Annotated in this window: 12 protein-coding genes; 3 read left to right on the top strand and 9 right to left on the bottom strand. The window is 63.2% G+C overall.

Annotated features, from left to right (window positions below; genetic code table 11):
* Window positions 1-45: 45 nt before the first annotated feature.
* Together nirK and E8A46_RS01625 are read right to left on the bottom strand one after the other, a co-directional pair.
* On the bottom strand, window positions 46-1,812 hold the full coding sequence (gene nirK, locus E8A46_RS01630; RefSeq protein ID WP_291556523.1) for a copper-containing nitrite reductase: 1,767 nt from the start codon (window positions 1,810-1,812) through the stop codon (window positions 46-48).
* A gap of 719 nt (window positions 1,813-2,531) precedes the next feature.
* Entirely contained in the window at window positions 2,532-3,053 is a 522-nt protein-coding gene (locus E8A46_RS01625; protein WP_291556521.1) for a MarR family transcriptional regulator, read from the bottom strand.
* 185 nt (window positions 3,054-3,238) lie between these two features.
* Here E8A46_RS01625 and E8A46_RS01620 point away from each other — a divergent pair, with 185 nt between their 5' ends.
* The 3 genes from E8A46_RS01620 to E8A46_RS01610 are packed head-to-tail and all read left to right on the top strand — an operon-like array spanning window position 3,239 to window position 6,794.
* Window positions 3,239-4,279: a branched-chain amino acid ABC transporter permease gene (locus E8A46_RS01620; RefSeq protein WP_291556519.1), complete on the top strand. Its 1,041-nt coding sequence runs from the start codon at window positions 3,239-3,241 to the stop codon at window positions 4,277-4,279.
* A gap of 5 nt (window positions 4,280-4,284) precedes the next feature.
* Window positions 4,285-6,054, top strand: a complete 1,770-nt coding sequence (locus E8A46_RS01615) for a branched-chain amino acid ABC transporter ATP-binding protein/permease (RefSeq protein ID WP_291556573.1) — start codon at window positions 4,285-4,287, stop codon at window positions 6,052-6,054.
* Window positions 6,051-6,794: an ABC transporter ATP-binding protein gene (locus E8A46_RS01610; RefSeq protein ID WP_291556517.1), complete on the top strand. Its 744-nt coding sequence runs from the start codon at window positions 6,051-6,053 to the stop codon at window positions 6,792-6,794. Before E8A46_RS01615 ends, E8A46_RS01610 begins: the two co-directional genes overlap by 4 nt.
* A gap of 129 nt (window positions 6,795-6,923) precedes the next feature.
* Here E8A46_RS01610 and E8A46_RS01605 read toward each other — a convergent pair whose 3' ends face one another.
* The 7 genes from E8A46_RS01605 to E8A46_RS01575 all read right to left on the bottom strand — a co-directional run bounded on the left by E8A46_RS01605 (window position 6,924) and on the right by E8A46_RS01575 (window position 14,191).
* Complete coding sequence (locus tag E8A46_RS01605) at window positions 6,924-8,072, bottom strand: ABC transporter substrate-binding protein (protein WP_291556515.1); 1,149 nt, start codon at window positions 8,070-8,072, stop codon at window positions 6,924-6,926.
* A gap of 86 nt (window positions 8,073-8,158) precedes the next feature.
* The gene (locus tag E8A46_RS01600; RefSeq protein ID WP_291556513.1) at window positions 8,159-8,578 is read right to left on the bottom strand and encodes a thioesterase family protein; all 420 of its coding nucleotides are present in this window, start codon (window positions 8,576-8,578) and stop codon (window positions 8,159-8,161) included.
* 9 nt (window positions 8,579-8,587) lie between these two features.
* Entirely contained in the window at window positions 8,588-9,349 is a 762-nt protein-coding gene (locus tag E8A46_RS01595) for an SDR family NAD(P)-dependent oxidoreductase (protein WP_291556511.1), read from the bottom strand.
* A gap of 119 nt (window positions 9,350-9,468) precedes the next feature.
* Window positions 9,469-11,367, bottom strand: a complete 1,899-nt coding sequence (locus tag E8A46_RS01590; RefSeq protein WP_291556510.1) for a feruloyl-CoA synthase — start codon at window positions 11,365-11,367, stop codon at window positions 9,469-9,471.
* Between the two features lies 1 nt (window position 11,368).
* Window positions 11,369-12,169, bottom strand: coding sequence for a crotonase/enoyl-CoA hydratase family protein (locus E8A46_RS01585; protein ID WP_291556507.1), 801 nt, complete (start codon window positions 12,167-12,169; stop codon window positions 11,369-11,371).
* Window positions 12,170-12,372: 203 nt separating this feature from the next.
* Window positions 12,373-12,834: a DUF3237 domain-containing protein gene (locus E8A46_RS01580; protein WP_291556505.1), complete on the bottom strand. Its 462-nt coding sequence runs from the start codon at window positions 12,832-12,834 to the stop codon at window positions 12,373-12,375.
* 37 nt (window positions 12,835-12,871) lie between these two features.
* A complete protein-coding gene (locus E8A46_RS01575; protein ID WP_291556503.1) occupies window positions 12,872-14,191 on the bottom strand; it encodes a TRAP transporter permease in 1,320 nt (439 codons plus the stop codon).
* Window positions 14,192-14,195: the final 4 nt, after the last annotated feature.

Raw genomic sequence — 14,195 nt, 5'->3', positions numbered from 1 at the left:
GCAACATCAGCAGCTTCACCACGACACGGCTGCGGCGATCGCTCCTCAGTGCCCCATGCCGGGCATCACGGTTCCATTATAAATCTCGGGATTTGGCGCACCGTCAACAATCAGAAGGCCGGCAAGTCCCCGTTCCACGCGAGCCAGCGCGTGATCCACGATGGTATAATTTCCCGGCACGTGAAGCTTGAACTCGGTGATCACCGCGCTACCAGGTGCAACGGTGACGGTCTGGATACCCTCCTGCGGAGGACTCATGAGGGCCCCGGCATTGTAGACCTTGTCGAAGATCTCACCGATCACGTGGAAAGACGACGTGAAATTGGGTCCCCCCACGCCAAAGAAAAGTCTTACCGTTTCTCCGACCTTGGCGTGCAGGGGATGCAGCTTCGAAATCGCGCCCACCGAGCCATTGAAGACGAAATACTCCGGTCGCTCATTCAAAAGCTTCTCGACGCTAAACTCCTGGCTTCCGTGTTGGCCGAACGCCGCTTCCGTGTAGACCTCGCCCTGCATGATGTAGAATTCATGGTCGACCGGCGGAAGACCCGCTTCGGGCTCAACCAGAATCAATCCATACATGCCATTGGCAATGTGTTCTGCAACCATCGGCGTCGCGCAGTGATAAACATAGAGCCCGGGAACGAGGGCCTTGAAGGTCATCGATTTCTCCGCGCCCGGATCGACCTGCAAGGCAGCAGCCCCTCCGCCGGGACCCGTTGCCGCATGAAAATCCACCGAGTGGATCATGTTGCTGTCAGCCGAATTTTTCAGGTGCACTTCGACGCTGTCGCCAACGCGAACGCGGACGAACGGTCCGGGTACTTTGCCATTGAAAGTCCAGTAACCGAATGTCGTTGCTTCCGCGAGGCGACCTTCCTGTTCGACGGTGAACAGATCGAGCCTGACGGTTTTTGGGTCACGCTTGCCGATCGGTGGCGGAAGGTCGGTCGGTTCGCGAGAAATGTCGGCCTCGACCAGCGTCTGCGGCGCCGCTATGGGTGTTACCAGAAACTGGCCTTGCATCCCCGCCAATCGGTGACCAGGAACACTACAGAAATAGAGGAAGTCTCCGGATTTCGCCGCACGGAAAACGATGGTCGTGCTGGCGCCCTTGCCATTCACCCGCGGTGATTTCGCGTCTTGATCGGGAAATACGATGTCGTGTTCGGTACCCTCGCCATTGATCAAGGTGAGTTGCACGATTTGTCCTTCCGCCGCGGTGAGAACGGGATTTGCCTTCCCGTCAATCAAGCCGCCAACGCCAAGAAAGACCATTTTTCCTTCCGCGATTCCGGTGCGCAGCGTGTATTTGGCGTCCGTCAAATAGACGGAATCGCCACCTGATTTGGCTTGCGGCTCTGCCGCGGACGGTACGGCCGCCTTCGCAACGGGCGGAGCGCCAGCGGGAGCGGCCGCCGCCGCCAGATACGCGATCACGTCTTTGCGGTCCTGATTGGTCTTGAGGCCGGGAAATGGCATCCGGTTACCCGGAACTGCTTTCGCGGGGTCCGCCAGATACGCATCAAGTGTTGAGGGATCCCACGTCAAACCCGCCTGCTTCATGGCTGGCGAGTAATTGAAGCTGGCGTCCGCGGCTGATTTGCGGCCGACGATCCCGGCAAGGCTCGGACCCAGGATCGTCTTTCCCGGCTCCAGAGAATGGCATGCCTGACATTTCTTGAAGACCTGGCGCCCTGCGACGACGTCGCCCTGCAGTCCTGCGGCAACGGCGACGCTATCTGGTCGAACCTTGTCCGAATCGGAAGGGGTTTGGGCCGGCGCAGCCGGCTCGGCTTGGGCTTTGACCATTGCGTGATCGTGCATCGGCGCCGGCTTGGCCGCTTCCTTGGCCGCTTCGCCGGTGGTCCCGACTGGAGCGGGCGCCGGTGGCGCAGAGGCTTTCGCCGTATGGTTGGTGACCGAGGAATTTGGGGGCGCGGCCGGTTGCGGAGGAGTTGGGGCAGTGCTTGCTTGACCCTTAGCTGCCGGCGCGGCGGATTGTGATTGCGGCGGCGGCCCCGCCGGCTTTGAAGTATTCTGCGTTGGGGAATTCGCGGCGACAATCACCAGCAAGATGGCCGCAGAACCTCCAAGCACTCCGAAAATCCAGTTCTGCAAATGCTTCCAATCGAAGTGCATGCCAAATCTCCATCCTCTGAGCAGCGGCCCGGCCCGAAAGCGGTCCGTAACGAGATTTCTCGCATTGCAGCGGCAACCGTTGCGGCTCGATGGCGCAAAACGTTTCGAAACCGGGACGCTCTTGACGAAAGCCCGCCTCGGCTGATGGCTATTACCTTAGACCCCGCGCCAGGTTTTGATGAACGTCAATGACGCCGGTTCGACAGGTCGCGCTGGCCGGCGGGGCAACGCGGGGCATGTTGGGTTGGGCGTGTATGGATTTGAGTACGCATCGTTGACTGCGGCTTCATCGATTTGATGATGACCAAATTGGAGTCGCCGTCAAGACGCGCCGGGTAATCACTATTACTGAAAACGGGCCGCACCTGATGGACTTGCCGGGCCCTGCCTCAGAACTCGCTTGCGATCCTGGCCAGCATCGCCAGCAGGGCGGCGCGATTGGCGGGGCCGAGCAACTCGTTGAGACGCGCCTCGTGCTTGGCGGCGACGAGCTTCTTCGCCCGTGCCAGCACCGCCCGGCCCTTGTCGGTCAGGACCACGATGTGCGAACGCCGGTCGTTGGTCGAACGCATCCTTGCGCACAAGTCGCGGCTTTCCAGGCCATCGAGCATCGCCACGAAATTCGGCCGCAGGATTCCGAGCGTGTTGGCGATTTCGGTCTGGTTGCGTCCGGGATTCCTGTCGAGCAGCAGCAAAACCGAGAATTGCGCCGGGGTCAGCTGCAGCGGTGCGACGCAGCACAGAAAATCCTCGAAAACTCTCAATTGGGCGCGCTTGAGCGAGTAGCCCAGTAACTCGGACAATTCGCCTAACTGCAGCGCGGCGCCGTCGGCATCGACCTCCGCCGGCTCCTTGCGGGCGGCGCGCGACGCCTTGGTGGCGTCGACGGCGGCGGCTTTGGAAACAGTCATCGCTCGGTGCTCGCAATCCCGGTAGGCTCGGAAATGCCCGGCCGGGAACGGCCGGGCTTGAGATTATAATCGATAATTGTTATCAATCATATCAAATACCGGCGGCAGGTTTCAACTGCTGTTGGACGGCCGGGTGGCGCCTCGCGGCCGCGCGCGGCCCGGCCTATGAGGGGGAGCGCCCGGTCTTGAACATGACGATCATGCTGTTCCTGCTACAGGACGGCATTACCAACGGCGCGATCTATGCACTGCTCGGGCTTGCGCTGGTACTGGTATTCGCCGTCACGCGGGTCATCCTGATTCCGCAGGGCGAGTTTGTCACCTATGGCGCCTTGACCTACGCCACGCTGTCATCCGGTCAGGTGCCGGGCACGGCGCGGCTGGCGGTCGCGATGGGCATCGTCGCGTTTGGCCTCGACCTGTTCGCCGGCCGCCGGTCGCTGCATGCCGCCCTCCTTGGACGGGCCTTCGCGATCAATATCCTGCTTCCCGCGGCGATCCTGGCCCTGACCACTTCGCTCGCCGGCCGCCAGCATCTGATCGCCGTCAACATCGCGCTGTCGCTGTCGATCGTCGGGACCATCGGGCTGTTTCTCTATCGCATCGCGTTCCAACCGATCGCGCACACCTCGGTGCTGGTGCTGCTGATTGCTTCAGTCGGCTGCCATCTCGCGCTGCAGGGTTTTGGGCTGGTGTTCTTCGGCGCCGAGGGCCAGCGTGGCCCGGCACTATCGGATGCCGTCTTCACCGTCGATCCGCTGCGCTTCACCGGCCAGAGCATCGCCATCTACGCCGTCACGGTCGCGCTGATTGCGGGCCTTTGGCTCTTCTTCGGCTTTACCCTCACCGGCAAGGCGCTGCGCGCCACCGCCGTCAACCGCCTGGGCGCGCGCCTCGTCGGCATCAGAACCGCGCTGTCGGGACAAATCGCGTTCCTGCTGGCTTCCGTGATCGGCGCGGTTTCGGGAATCCTGATCGTGCCGATCACGACGCTGTATTACGACACCGGCTTCCTGATCGGCCTGAAAGGCTTCGTCGCGGCGATCATCGGCGGCCTCGTGAGCTACCCCTTGACCGCGATCGCCGCACTTCTGGTTGGCAGCGTGGAAGCCTTCTCCTCGTTCTATGCGAGCAATTTCAAGGAAGTCATCGTCTTCACGCTGATCATTCCGGTTCTCTTGCTGCGGTCGCTGGCAGCGCCCGCGGTCGAGGAAGAGAAAGATTGATCGCGATGGCGCAGCGGCTACCCATCATCGGGTTCGCGCTTGTGATGGCGGCGATCCCGTTCATCCCCGGCATGCCGCCGTTCTGGATCGTGCTCTTGGACAATATCGGGCTTTCCGCGCTGGTGGCGATGGGACTTGTGCTGCTCACCGGCGTCGGCGGTCTGACATCGTTCGGCCAGGCGGCGTTCTGCGGCTTCGGCGCCTACACCACGGCGGTGCTGACGACGACGTATGGCCTCTCGCCATGGCTGACGCTGCCGCTCTCGCTGCTGGTGAGCGGCATCGCCGCGGTGGCGCTCGGCCTCGTCACGGTGCGGCTGTCGGGTCACTATCTGCCGCTCGGTACCATCGCCTGGGGCCTCGGCCTGTTCTATCTGTTCAGCAAGCTGGAATTCCTCGGCCGCAATGACGGCATCTCCGGCATCCCGCCGCTCGCGATCGGCGGCTTGCGGATGATCGACCCCGGATCGATCTATTTCGCGATCTGGATCGCGGTCGTGCTCTGCGCGTTGCTCACCATGAACCTGCTGGACTCGCGCACTGGCCGGGCGATCCGCGCGTTGCGGCGCGGACATGTCGCCGCCGAGGCCTTCGGCATCCAGACCCCGCGCGCCAAGCTTCTGGTCTTCATTTACGCCGCCGTGCTGGCCGGATTGTCGGGCTGGCTCTACGCGCATTTTCAGCGCGCCGCCAATCCCACCCCGTTCGGGGCGCAGGCCGGCATCGAATATCTCTTCATCGCCGTGGTCGGCGGCGCCGGCTATGTCTGGGGCGGCGTGCTGGGGGCCGCGATTGTCGTCATCCTGAAGGAAATCCTTCAGAGCTATTTGCCGCTTGTCTTTCATGGCGAGGGCCAGCTCGAGACCATCGTGTTCGGCATCCTGCTGGTGGCCTTGCTGCAGCTGGCCCCGACCGGCGTGTGGCCATGGCTCACGGCGCACATACCGTTCAGGCTAAATCGCAAGCGGCCCGATACATCGCTTGCCTTGCCGCCGCGCGCCAGGGCCGCGCTAACTCCGGACGTGCTGCTGCAGGTCGACCATGCCCGCAAGCAGTTCGGCGGCGTGATCGCAGTCAACGACGTCTCCTTCGACGTCCAGGCCCGCGAAATCGTCGCCCTGATCGGCCCCAACGGCGCCGGCAAGAGCACCACCTTCAACCTGATCACCGGCGTGCTCACCTCCTCCGGGGGCACGATCTCCGTTCTTGGCAGGAAGATCGGCAACGCGACCCCGCAACAGGTGGTGAAGCTCGGCATTTCCAGAACCTTCCAGCACGTCAAGCTGGTGCCGGACATGACGGTTCTGGAAAACGTCGCGATCGGCGCGCATCTGCGCGGACAGGCCGGCGCGCTCGCCAGCATGTTCCGCCTCGACCGGGCGGATGAGGCCAAATTGCTGGCGGAAGCCGCGCGCCAGATCGAGCGGGTCGGCCTGACCGCGCACATCGACGCGCTGGCAGGCAGCCTGGCGCTTGGCCAGCAGCGCATCGTCGAGATCGCGCGCGCGCTCTGCGTCGATCCGATGCTGCTGTTGCTCGACGAGCCGGCCGCGGGCTTGCGGCACCTGGAAAAGCAACAGCTCGCCAACCTGCTGCGCCAGCTTCGCGACGGCGGCATGTCGGTGCTGCTGGTGGAGCACGACATGGGATTCGTGATGGATCTGGCCGATCGCATCGTGGTGCTCGACTTCGGCACCAAGATCGCCGAAGGCACGCCGGAGGCGATCAAGGCCAACCCCGACGTGATCAGGGCCTATCTCGGAGCCGTCGCATGAATCCCGGACCAAGCGCGCTGCTGCAGGTCACCGGGGCGCACATCGCCTATGGCAAGGTCGAGGCCGTCCGCGGGGTGTCGCTCGATGTCGCCGAAAACGAGATCGTCACCATCATCGGCGCCAACGGCGCCGGCAAGACCACGCTGTTGAATGCCGTCATGGGGATCCTGCCGCTGAAGGGCCGCGTGACTTTCGCAGGGCAAGACATCGCGCGGCTTGAGATCGAGGACCGGGTCGCGGCGGGCTTGTGCCTGGTGCCGGAGCATCGCGAGCTGTTCGGTGCCATGAGCATCGAGGACAATCTGCAACTCGGTGCGTTCCGGATCGCAAAGGCTGAAGCGGCCAGATCGCTTGAGCGCGTCTACGCGCTGTTTCCGCGACTGAAGGAGCGGCGCAGGCAGCTCGCGGCAACGCTGTCCGGCGGCGAGCAGCAAATGCTGGCGATGGGCCGCGCCCTGATGGGCGCACCAAAGCTGTTGATGCTGGACGAGCCCAGTCTCGGTTTGGCGCCGATCATCGTCGCCGATATCTTCCGCACCATCGGCGAGTTGCGCGCCAGCGGCGTATCGGTGCTGCTGGTGGAGCAGAACGCGCAGGCCGCCCTGCAATTCGCCAACCGCGCCTATGTGATGGAGCTCGGTGAGTTCATCCTGGATGGGCCGGCGAAAGCGGTCGCGGCCGACGCACGCATCGCCGCGAGCTATCTCGGCTTTGCGCAGAACGAAGCGAGCGGGATTTAAGCCGCCAGGCCTAGGGTGGGCAAAGGCGCATTTCGCGCCGTGCCCACCATCTTTTTTCCGAGGACAATCGCTGAAAAGGTGGGCACGCTTCGCTTTGCCCACCCTACGATATCCGTCGGAAGGGACCCCTCACATCGCCGGGACGTATTTGCCGTTTTTCACCGTCAGGATGATGCGCGAGCGATCGTCAAGACCGTAGCGATCCTTTTCGGTGAAGTTATAGACGCCCTGGCTGGCGGCGATGTCGCGCTCGCTCAACAGCGCCTGGCGAATCGCCTCACGGAATTCCGGCGTTCCCGGCTTCGCCTTCTTCAGCGCGACCGGGATGACGCGTTCGAGCACCAAAAACGCGTCGTAGGAATGTCCGGCGAATTGGCTACGGCTGTTGGGGCCATACTTGGCCTCATAAGCCTTGTTGAGCGCCAGCCCCGGCTTCCTGGTCAGCGCGCTGTCGGGCTGGTCCTCGGGATCCATCACCGGACCCGACGCCATGATCACGCCCTCGGCCGCCGGTCCCGCGATGCGGATGAAGTCCATGCTGGCGGCGCCGTGGGTCTGGTAGATCAGGCCCCTGTAACCGCGCTCGCGAAGCGCCGTCTGCGGCAAGCCTGCCGCGGTACCGGACGCGCCAATCAGGATGGCATCCGGATTGGCGGCGACCAGCTTCAGCACCTGCCCCGCGACCGAGGTATCCGGCCGCGCAAAACGCTCTTCATCGACCAGCGTCATGCCCATCGGCACGCCCTGGGACTTGAAGTCGTTGAACCAGAGGTCGCCATAGGAATCGGAGTAGCCGATATAGCCGACGGTTTTGACGTCATGCGCCTTCATGTGCTGGTACAGCACCTTGCCCATGATCGGGATCGGCTGCGGCATCGACACCGACCATTTCGCCCGCTCCGGCGTGATCGGGAACGGCGCCAGGCCGATATGGGGAATGCCCGCCTCGTTGGCGACGTTGGACACGGCGATGGTCGGCGGCGTCGTCGACGATCCCATGATGATGTCGGCTTTGGATTCGGTAACGAAACGACGCGCATTGGTGGTGGCACTTGTCGGATCGCCGCCGTCGTCGAGAACGATGACCTTGAGCGGCACGCCGCTGATTTCCTTCGGCACGAACTCAAGCGCGTTGCGCTCCGGGATGCCCAACGCCGCCGCAGGCCCCGTGGTGCAGATCGAGATGCCGATGGTGATTTCACTGGTTTGCGCGGTTGCAGGCAGCGCCGGCAGCACGAGGGCCGCCGCAACGGCGACGGACAGACGGAGCTTTTTCATGCATTCCTCCCGTGGATGTTGTTGCTGGTCTAATCAAGAATCGGCGGGTCATTCGACCCCTTCTTTAGATCATGCGCCGGCTGGGGTCAGCCCTGCATGAATTTCGCAACGATCTCCTCCGGCACCGCGGCCGATTTCAGCCGCGACGGATCGTCCGGGTGATGTCCGACCAGCACGCGGGTCTCAAACGCCTCAATCGCCAGCGCCTCGCCCTTGAATACCTTGTGGGTCACCTCGAAACTCGATCGCTTGAAACTCTCGACCCGGCTTTCGATCGTGATCCAGTCGCCGTGGGTCGAGGCGATATAGAACTTCGCCCGCGTATCGACCATGGGAATGCCGACCAGCCCGTATTTCCTGACAATGTTTTGCTTGGAAAAGCCGGCCGCCTCGAACAGGATCGAGGTCGAGTCGTCGAACATCTCGAAGTAGCGCGGGTAATAGACGATGTTGGCGGGATCGCAATCGCCCCACTGAATTTGCACATCCCTGCGGTTGACGAACATGCAATTGCCCTAGCGCGGCGCCATGCGGAGCGAAGCGTCGAGCCGCACCACCTCGCCATTGAGATAGGGGTTGTCGATCATGTGCAGCACCAGCGACGCAAATTCGTCGGCATGACCGAGCCGGCGCGGAAACGGGATCGCCGCGGCGAGCGAGTCCTGCGCCTCCTGCGGCAGATTTGACAACAGCGGCGTCAGGAACAGCCCCGGCGCGATCGCCAGCACGCGAATCCCGAACTGCGACAGTTCGCGCGCGATCGGCAGCGTCATCGCGACGATGCCGCCCTTCGACGCCGAATAGGCCGATTGTCCGATCTGGCCGTCATAGGCCGCGATCGACGCGGTGGAAATCACGACGCCACGCTCCCCGGTCGAGAGCGGCTCCAGCTTCGACATTTCCGCGGTCGCAAGCCGCAGCATGTTGAACGAGCCGATCAGGTTGACCCTGATCACCTTGTCGAATTCGGCAAGCGGCATCGGGCCGTCGCGGCCGATCACCCGCTTGGCGACGCCGATGCCGGCGCAGTTCACCAGCACCCGAGCCGGACCATGGGCCTTGGCCGCGGCAGCGACGGCGGCCTCCGCCGAAGCCGCATCAGAGACGTCGCAGATCACGGCGACACCGCCAATCTCGGCGGCGACGGTCTCGGCGAGCTTGGCGTTGAGGTCGCATACCGCGACTTTGGCGCCCTGCGCGGCCAGCCTGCGCGCGGTGGCGGCGCCCAATCCCGATGCCCCGCCGGTGACGATGGCGGCCTGATCCTTCAACTGCATGGTTTCCTCCTAAAAGCGAATGGTTCTTTGGCTAGATCTTTGTTTAAGCATGATCTCCGCGCAAACGTTTTCGCGTTTGTCGCGAGGGAAAACCGGTTCCCACTTTTCCGGCTCATGCTCTAAGGCGTTATCACGTCTGCGGCCGGCGTTGGCGAATAAAGCTTTTCGATCAGGCCGCCGCGATGATCCAGCACCGCGCGCTGATTGATCGAACCTTTGTCGGTGACTTCGCCGTGATCGATCGACAGCGGCGCATCGAGAAGAAGCGCGCGGGTGACCCGCATTGAGGAGCCCGTCGAGGTCGCCACAAATCGTGCAAACCGCTGGCGAAACGCCTCGCGGACCAGGGGATCGCCGGCGATGGCGGCGAGATCATCGAACGGAAGCGTCGGGTTGATCAGACGGCAACCGTCGAGATCGAGCACGACCAGCGCCGATACCTCGTCGCGGTTGATGCCGGCGATCACGACATCGCGCACCAGCGGCGCGCAGCCGGCGATAAAGCGCGCCCGCAAAGGCCCGACGCTGACCCAGGTGCCGCTGGCCAGTTTGAAGTCCTCGGCGATACGGCCGTCGAAGTCGAATCCGGCATTGAAATCGTCGGCAATGGCCGGCTTGATCGCGTCACCGAGCTTGTAGAAACCTTCCTCGTCGAAGGCGGCCGCCGTCAACTCAGGCTGACGCCAGTAGCCCGGCGTGACATTCGGTCCGCGGGCGCGAACCTCGAGCTTGCCGTTGTTCGGAACGAGCTTCGCCTCGTTGCCGGGGACCGGAAGCCCGACATGGCCGGAGCGGCTGGTCAGCGGGTTGGCCGACATGAAGAACGGCGCGGTCTCGGTGGCGCCCAACCCCGTCAGCATCGGCACGCGAGATCCCGTCTCCCGCACGGCAAGTTCATCGAGGCTGTTCCAGACGAACGGGGACATTGCGGCACCGGAGAAGAACATCGCATGCAACCGATGGAAGAATTTGGCGCGCAGCGCGGAATCATCCCGCAAATAGGGTAGCAGCGACTCATATCCCTTGGGCACGTTGAAATAGACCGTCGGCGAAATCTCGCGAAGATTGCGCACCGTCTCCTCGATGCCGCCGGGCATCGGCTTGCCGGCGTCGAGATACATCGAGCCGCCGTTGTAGAGCGTCAGCCCGATATTGTGATTGCCGCCAAAGGTGTGATTCCACGGCAGCCAGTCGACGATCACAGGCGGTTCGTCCTTCAGGAACGCCATGGTTTCCCGGATCATCACCTGGTTGGCGCACATCATCGCCTGGGTATTGATGACCGCCTTCGGATTGCCGGTCGAACCTGAGGTCAGCAGGAATTTGGCGATTCGTTCGGGGCCGATGGCCTGATGTGCCGCATCGAGGCCGCGATAAAGCGGCGTCGCCATCAAATCGGCGAGCATGGTCACATCGCGGTTGCGCACCGTGCCAAAGGAGGCGGCGATCTCGGTTCCGACGGGAACATTGGCTTCGAGCGCGTCGGTGAATTTATCCGCGTCGTCGGCGAAGACCAGACCAGGGGTCAAGAGTTTCATCAGATAGGAAAGCTTGCCGTAGTCCTTCGACACCAGCGAATAGGCCGGCGATACCGGGCAGAACGGAATTCCCGCATACAAGGCGCCGAACGCGACCAGCGCGTGGTCGATCGAATTGCCGGAGAGAATGACGACCGGCTTCTCAGCCGATAGATCGCGCGCCAGCAGGCCGGAGGCGATATGCCGGATCGAGGTGAGCAATTCCGCGTAGGTGATTTGCCGCCAGCCGCCGCCCGGATCGCGCTCCGCCATGAAGATACGGTCCGGAGCGGCGTCCGCCCAGTGGTGCAGCCGGTCGGTCAGCCGGCCCGGATAGTCGCCGAGCGCCGTCTGCGGCCGGAGATAGATCACGCCGTCGGCGCGACGCTCGATCGACACCGCGGGATCGCAGAACGAAATCGCGCGCAACGGATACGCCTTGACGCCGGGCGCCGGCGCGTCGCCTCTGCTCGGCTCGGAGATGTCGGGTCTGGCGCTCATGTTACGTGGGCTTTACCTTGGCGGTCTTGCGATCGAGGAACGCACGGATCCGCAGCTTGGCCTCCTTGTCGCTCTGCGCCACGGTAGCCATCAGGGACTCCATCAAGAGGCCGGTTTGCGGATTGGCCTCGGCGATCATCGGCAACGCCTGCAGCACCGCGAAATTCGTCAGCGGCGCGTTATTCGCGATCCGAGCGGCCAGTTCCATCGCCTTGGCCAGCGCCTCGCCCTCCCCGACAAGATACTGCGCAAAACCATAGGCCGCACCCTCGGTCGCCGAATAAACCCGCCCGGTGAGCATCATGTCGGTCATCCGGCTGACGCCGATCAGGCGCGGCAGGCGCACCGATCCGCCGCCGCCGACGAAGATGCCGCGCTGGCCCTCGGGCAGCGCGAAATAGGCGCTGGGCTCGGCGACGCGAATATGCGCGGCACAGGCGAGTTCCAGCCCGCCGCCGATCACCGCGCCGCGAAGCGCGGCGATGACCGGGACGGGGCTATATTGAATGCGATCGAACACCCGATGCCACATCTGCGAATGCCGCAGGCCATCGGTCGCATCGTGCTCGGTCAGTTCCGACAGATCGAGACCCGACGAGAAGTGATCGCCGATGCCGTGGATCACCACGGCGCCTGTCCCTTCCGGAAGATTCGAAAAGCAATCCTGGATCGCAAGAATGATGCCGTCGTTCAGCGCATTGCGCTTGGCCGGGCGGTTGAGACCCACGGTGAGCACCGCGCCCGACTGCTCGATTTTGAGCAGGTCGCATGGACCGGTCGCGGTGGAGGTGGCGTTTCCCATGGGTTTATTGTTCCAGTGGAGAATAGTTATATTTTATAACTAATGAGGAGGGTGTCAACAACTCCTCGTCGTCCCGGCGAACGCCGGGACCCATAACCACAGAGGCCAATTGTTGCAGAAGACGTCGCCTACCGGGCCAAACTGAACAGCCACAGGGGTATGGGTCCCGGCGTTCGCCGGGACGACCCGCGACGGGTGACACCTCACAAGACCTGGTGCACGTCGACGACGACGCGGTCGGCGTGGCGCGCGGCCGAGCCGACAAACAGGCTTTCCATCAACCAGCGGTATTTTTCGCTGCCCGTCTCGAATTTCGGCACGGTGCGGAAATAGATCAGTTTCGGGTCGACCGGCTCGCCGCGTTTCAGCCTCTGCAGCAGCTCCACCGGTCCGCAGCGGATGCCCCTGTTCTCGACATAGATCACCGCGCCGTCGTCGGTCGCAAACGCGTATTTCGCCTCCAGCTCGATCAGCTCATTGGGCCGGATGATCTGGAAGTCCGCGCCGAAGGCGCAGATCTGGCCGTTGACGTCCTGGCCCTTCACCTCGCCGCCGGTGATCGGGATGATCCGGCGCACGCCGGTGCCGATGTCGCCGGCCGAAGTCACGCTGCCGATGTGGGCGGTGATGGTGAAGACGTATCTGGTTTGAAGCACAGGTTCCATGAATCACCCGGATCCTTCTTGCTCGCGAGAAAGAGGATTAGCGAACCATCATGTGTTGCGGCAACCAGGTCGCCAGCAACGGAAATGCAATCAGAATGACCAGCCGAACGATATCCGTCGCCACGAACGGAATCACCCCCTTGAAGATCGTGGTGAAGGACACGTCCTTGACGACGCTCTTGATTACAAAGACGTTCATTCCGACCGGCGGATGGATCAGGCCGAGTTCTACCGTCATGACGATGATGACGCCGAACCAGATCGGGTCGAAGCCGAGCTGGGAGATCACCGGAAAGATGATCGGCACCGTCAAAATGATCATCGCCATCGCGTCCATCAGGCAGCCGAGCACCAGATACATCACCATGATGACGGCGAGCACGCCGTAACTGCCCAGCCCGAGTCCGGTGAGGAATTCCGTGACCTTTTGCGGGGTCTGCGTCACCGTGAGGAAATACCCGAAGATCAAGGCGCCGATCAGCACCGTGAACACGGCGGCCGCGGTGCGGGTCGCCTGCAACAGCGAGGCGAGGATCTTGTCCCTGTCCAATCGTCCGGTGAGCACGCCGATCAGGAAGGCGCCGGTGGCGCCGACGCCGCCGGCTTCGGTCGGGGTGAAGCGCGGCAGGAACGGCAGGCCGTAAAGTCCGCCAATGACAAACACGAACAGCACTACCGGCGCCCAGATCTCCTTCAGCCCGGCGAAGCGCTCGCGCCATGTGGTTAGCGCGCCGGTCGGCAGAAAGCCCGGCCGGAAATAGCCGATCAGCGCGATGGTAATCATGTACATGGTCATCGCGAGCAGGCCGGGAATGATGCCGGCCATGAACAGCTTGCCGATATCCTGCTCGGTAATGATGCCGTAGACCGCGAGCACCGTCGAAGGCGGCAGCATGGCGCCCAGCGTGCCGCCGGCCGCGATCACGCCGGTGGCAAAGGACTGCGGATAGCCGAAACGGCGCATTTCCGGGTAGGCCACCGCCGAAAACGTCGCCGCCGTTGCCACCGACGAACCGCAGATCGCGGCAAAGCCGCCGCAAGCCGCGACCGTGGCAATCCCGAGGCCGCCGCGCAAATGTCCGACGAAGCCGTTGGCGGCGCGGAATAGATCGCGGCTCATGCCGGAATTGCTGACGAAGGTCCCCATCAAGAGGAACATCGGGATGACGCCGAAGGTGTAGTCGGTCACCGTGCGCATTGAGGTCTGGCCGACCAGTTTGAGCGCCGGCGTGCCGCCGACCAGATAGCCAAAGCCCGAGACGCCGACCAGTCCCATCGCCATGCCGACCGGCACGCGCAGCAACATCAGCGCGAACAGCGCCACGAACCCCAGCACGGCGACGGCATCGGTGCTCATGCCG

This window comes from Bradyrhizobium sp. (assembly GCF_004799445.1).
In the GTDB taxonomy this organism is placed as follows: Bacteria; Pseudomonadota; Alphaproteobacteria; order Rhizobiales; family Xanthobacteraceae; genus Bradyrhizobium.
The sequence above is the reverse complement of the archived record's forward strand: the minus strand, read 5'-3'. Positions and strand labels throughout refer to the sequence as shown.

Bases quoted from the DNA above. Each gene is read 5' to 3' on its own strand.
- nirK (WP_291556523.1), bottom strand. From the start codon at position 1,812: ATGGTCAAAGCCCAAGCCGAGCCGGCTGCGCCGGCCCAAACCCCTTCC.
- E8A46_RS01625 (WP_291556521.1), bottom strand. From the start codon at position 3,053: ATGACTGTTTCCAAAGCCGCCGCCGTCGACGCCACCAAGGCGTCGCGC.
- E8A46_RS01615 (WP_291556573.1), top strand. From the start codon at position 4,285: ATGGCGCAGCGGCTACCCATCATCGGGTTCGCGCTTGTGATGGCGGCG.
- E8A46_RS01610 (WP_291556517.1), top strand. From the start codon at position 6,051: ATGAATCCCGGACCAAGCGCGCTGCTGCAGGTCACCGGGGCGCACATC.
- E8A46_RS01605 (WP_291556515.1), bottom strand. From the start codon at position 8,072: ATGAAAAAGCTCCGTCTGTCCGTCGCCGTTGCGGCGGCCCTCGTGCTG.
- E8A46_RS01600 (WP_291556513.1), bottom strand. From the start codon at position 8,578: ATGTTCGTCAACCGCAGGGATGTGCAAATTCAGTGGGGCGATTGCGAT.
- E8A46_RS01595 (WP_291556511.1), bottom strand. From the start codon at position 9,349: ATGCAGTTGAAGGATCAGGCCGCCATCGTCACCGGCGGGGCATCGGGA.
- E8A46_RS01590 (WP_291556510.1), bottom strand. From the start codon at position 11,367: ATGAGCGCCAGACCCGACATCTCCGAGCCGAGCAGAGGCGACGCGCCG.
- E8A46_RS01585 (WP_291556507.1), bottom strand. From the start codon at position 12,169: ATGGGAAACGCCACCTCCACCGCGACCGGTCCATGCGACCTGCTCAAA.
- E8A46_RS01580 (WP_291556505.1), bottom strand. From the start codon at position 12,834: ATGGAACCTGTGCTTCAAACCAGATACGTCTTCACCATCACCGCCCAC.
- E8A46_RS01575 (WP_291556503.1), bottom strand. From the start codon at position 14,191: ATGAGCACCGATGCCGTCGCCGTGCTGGGGTTCGTGGCGCTGTTCGCG.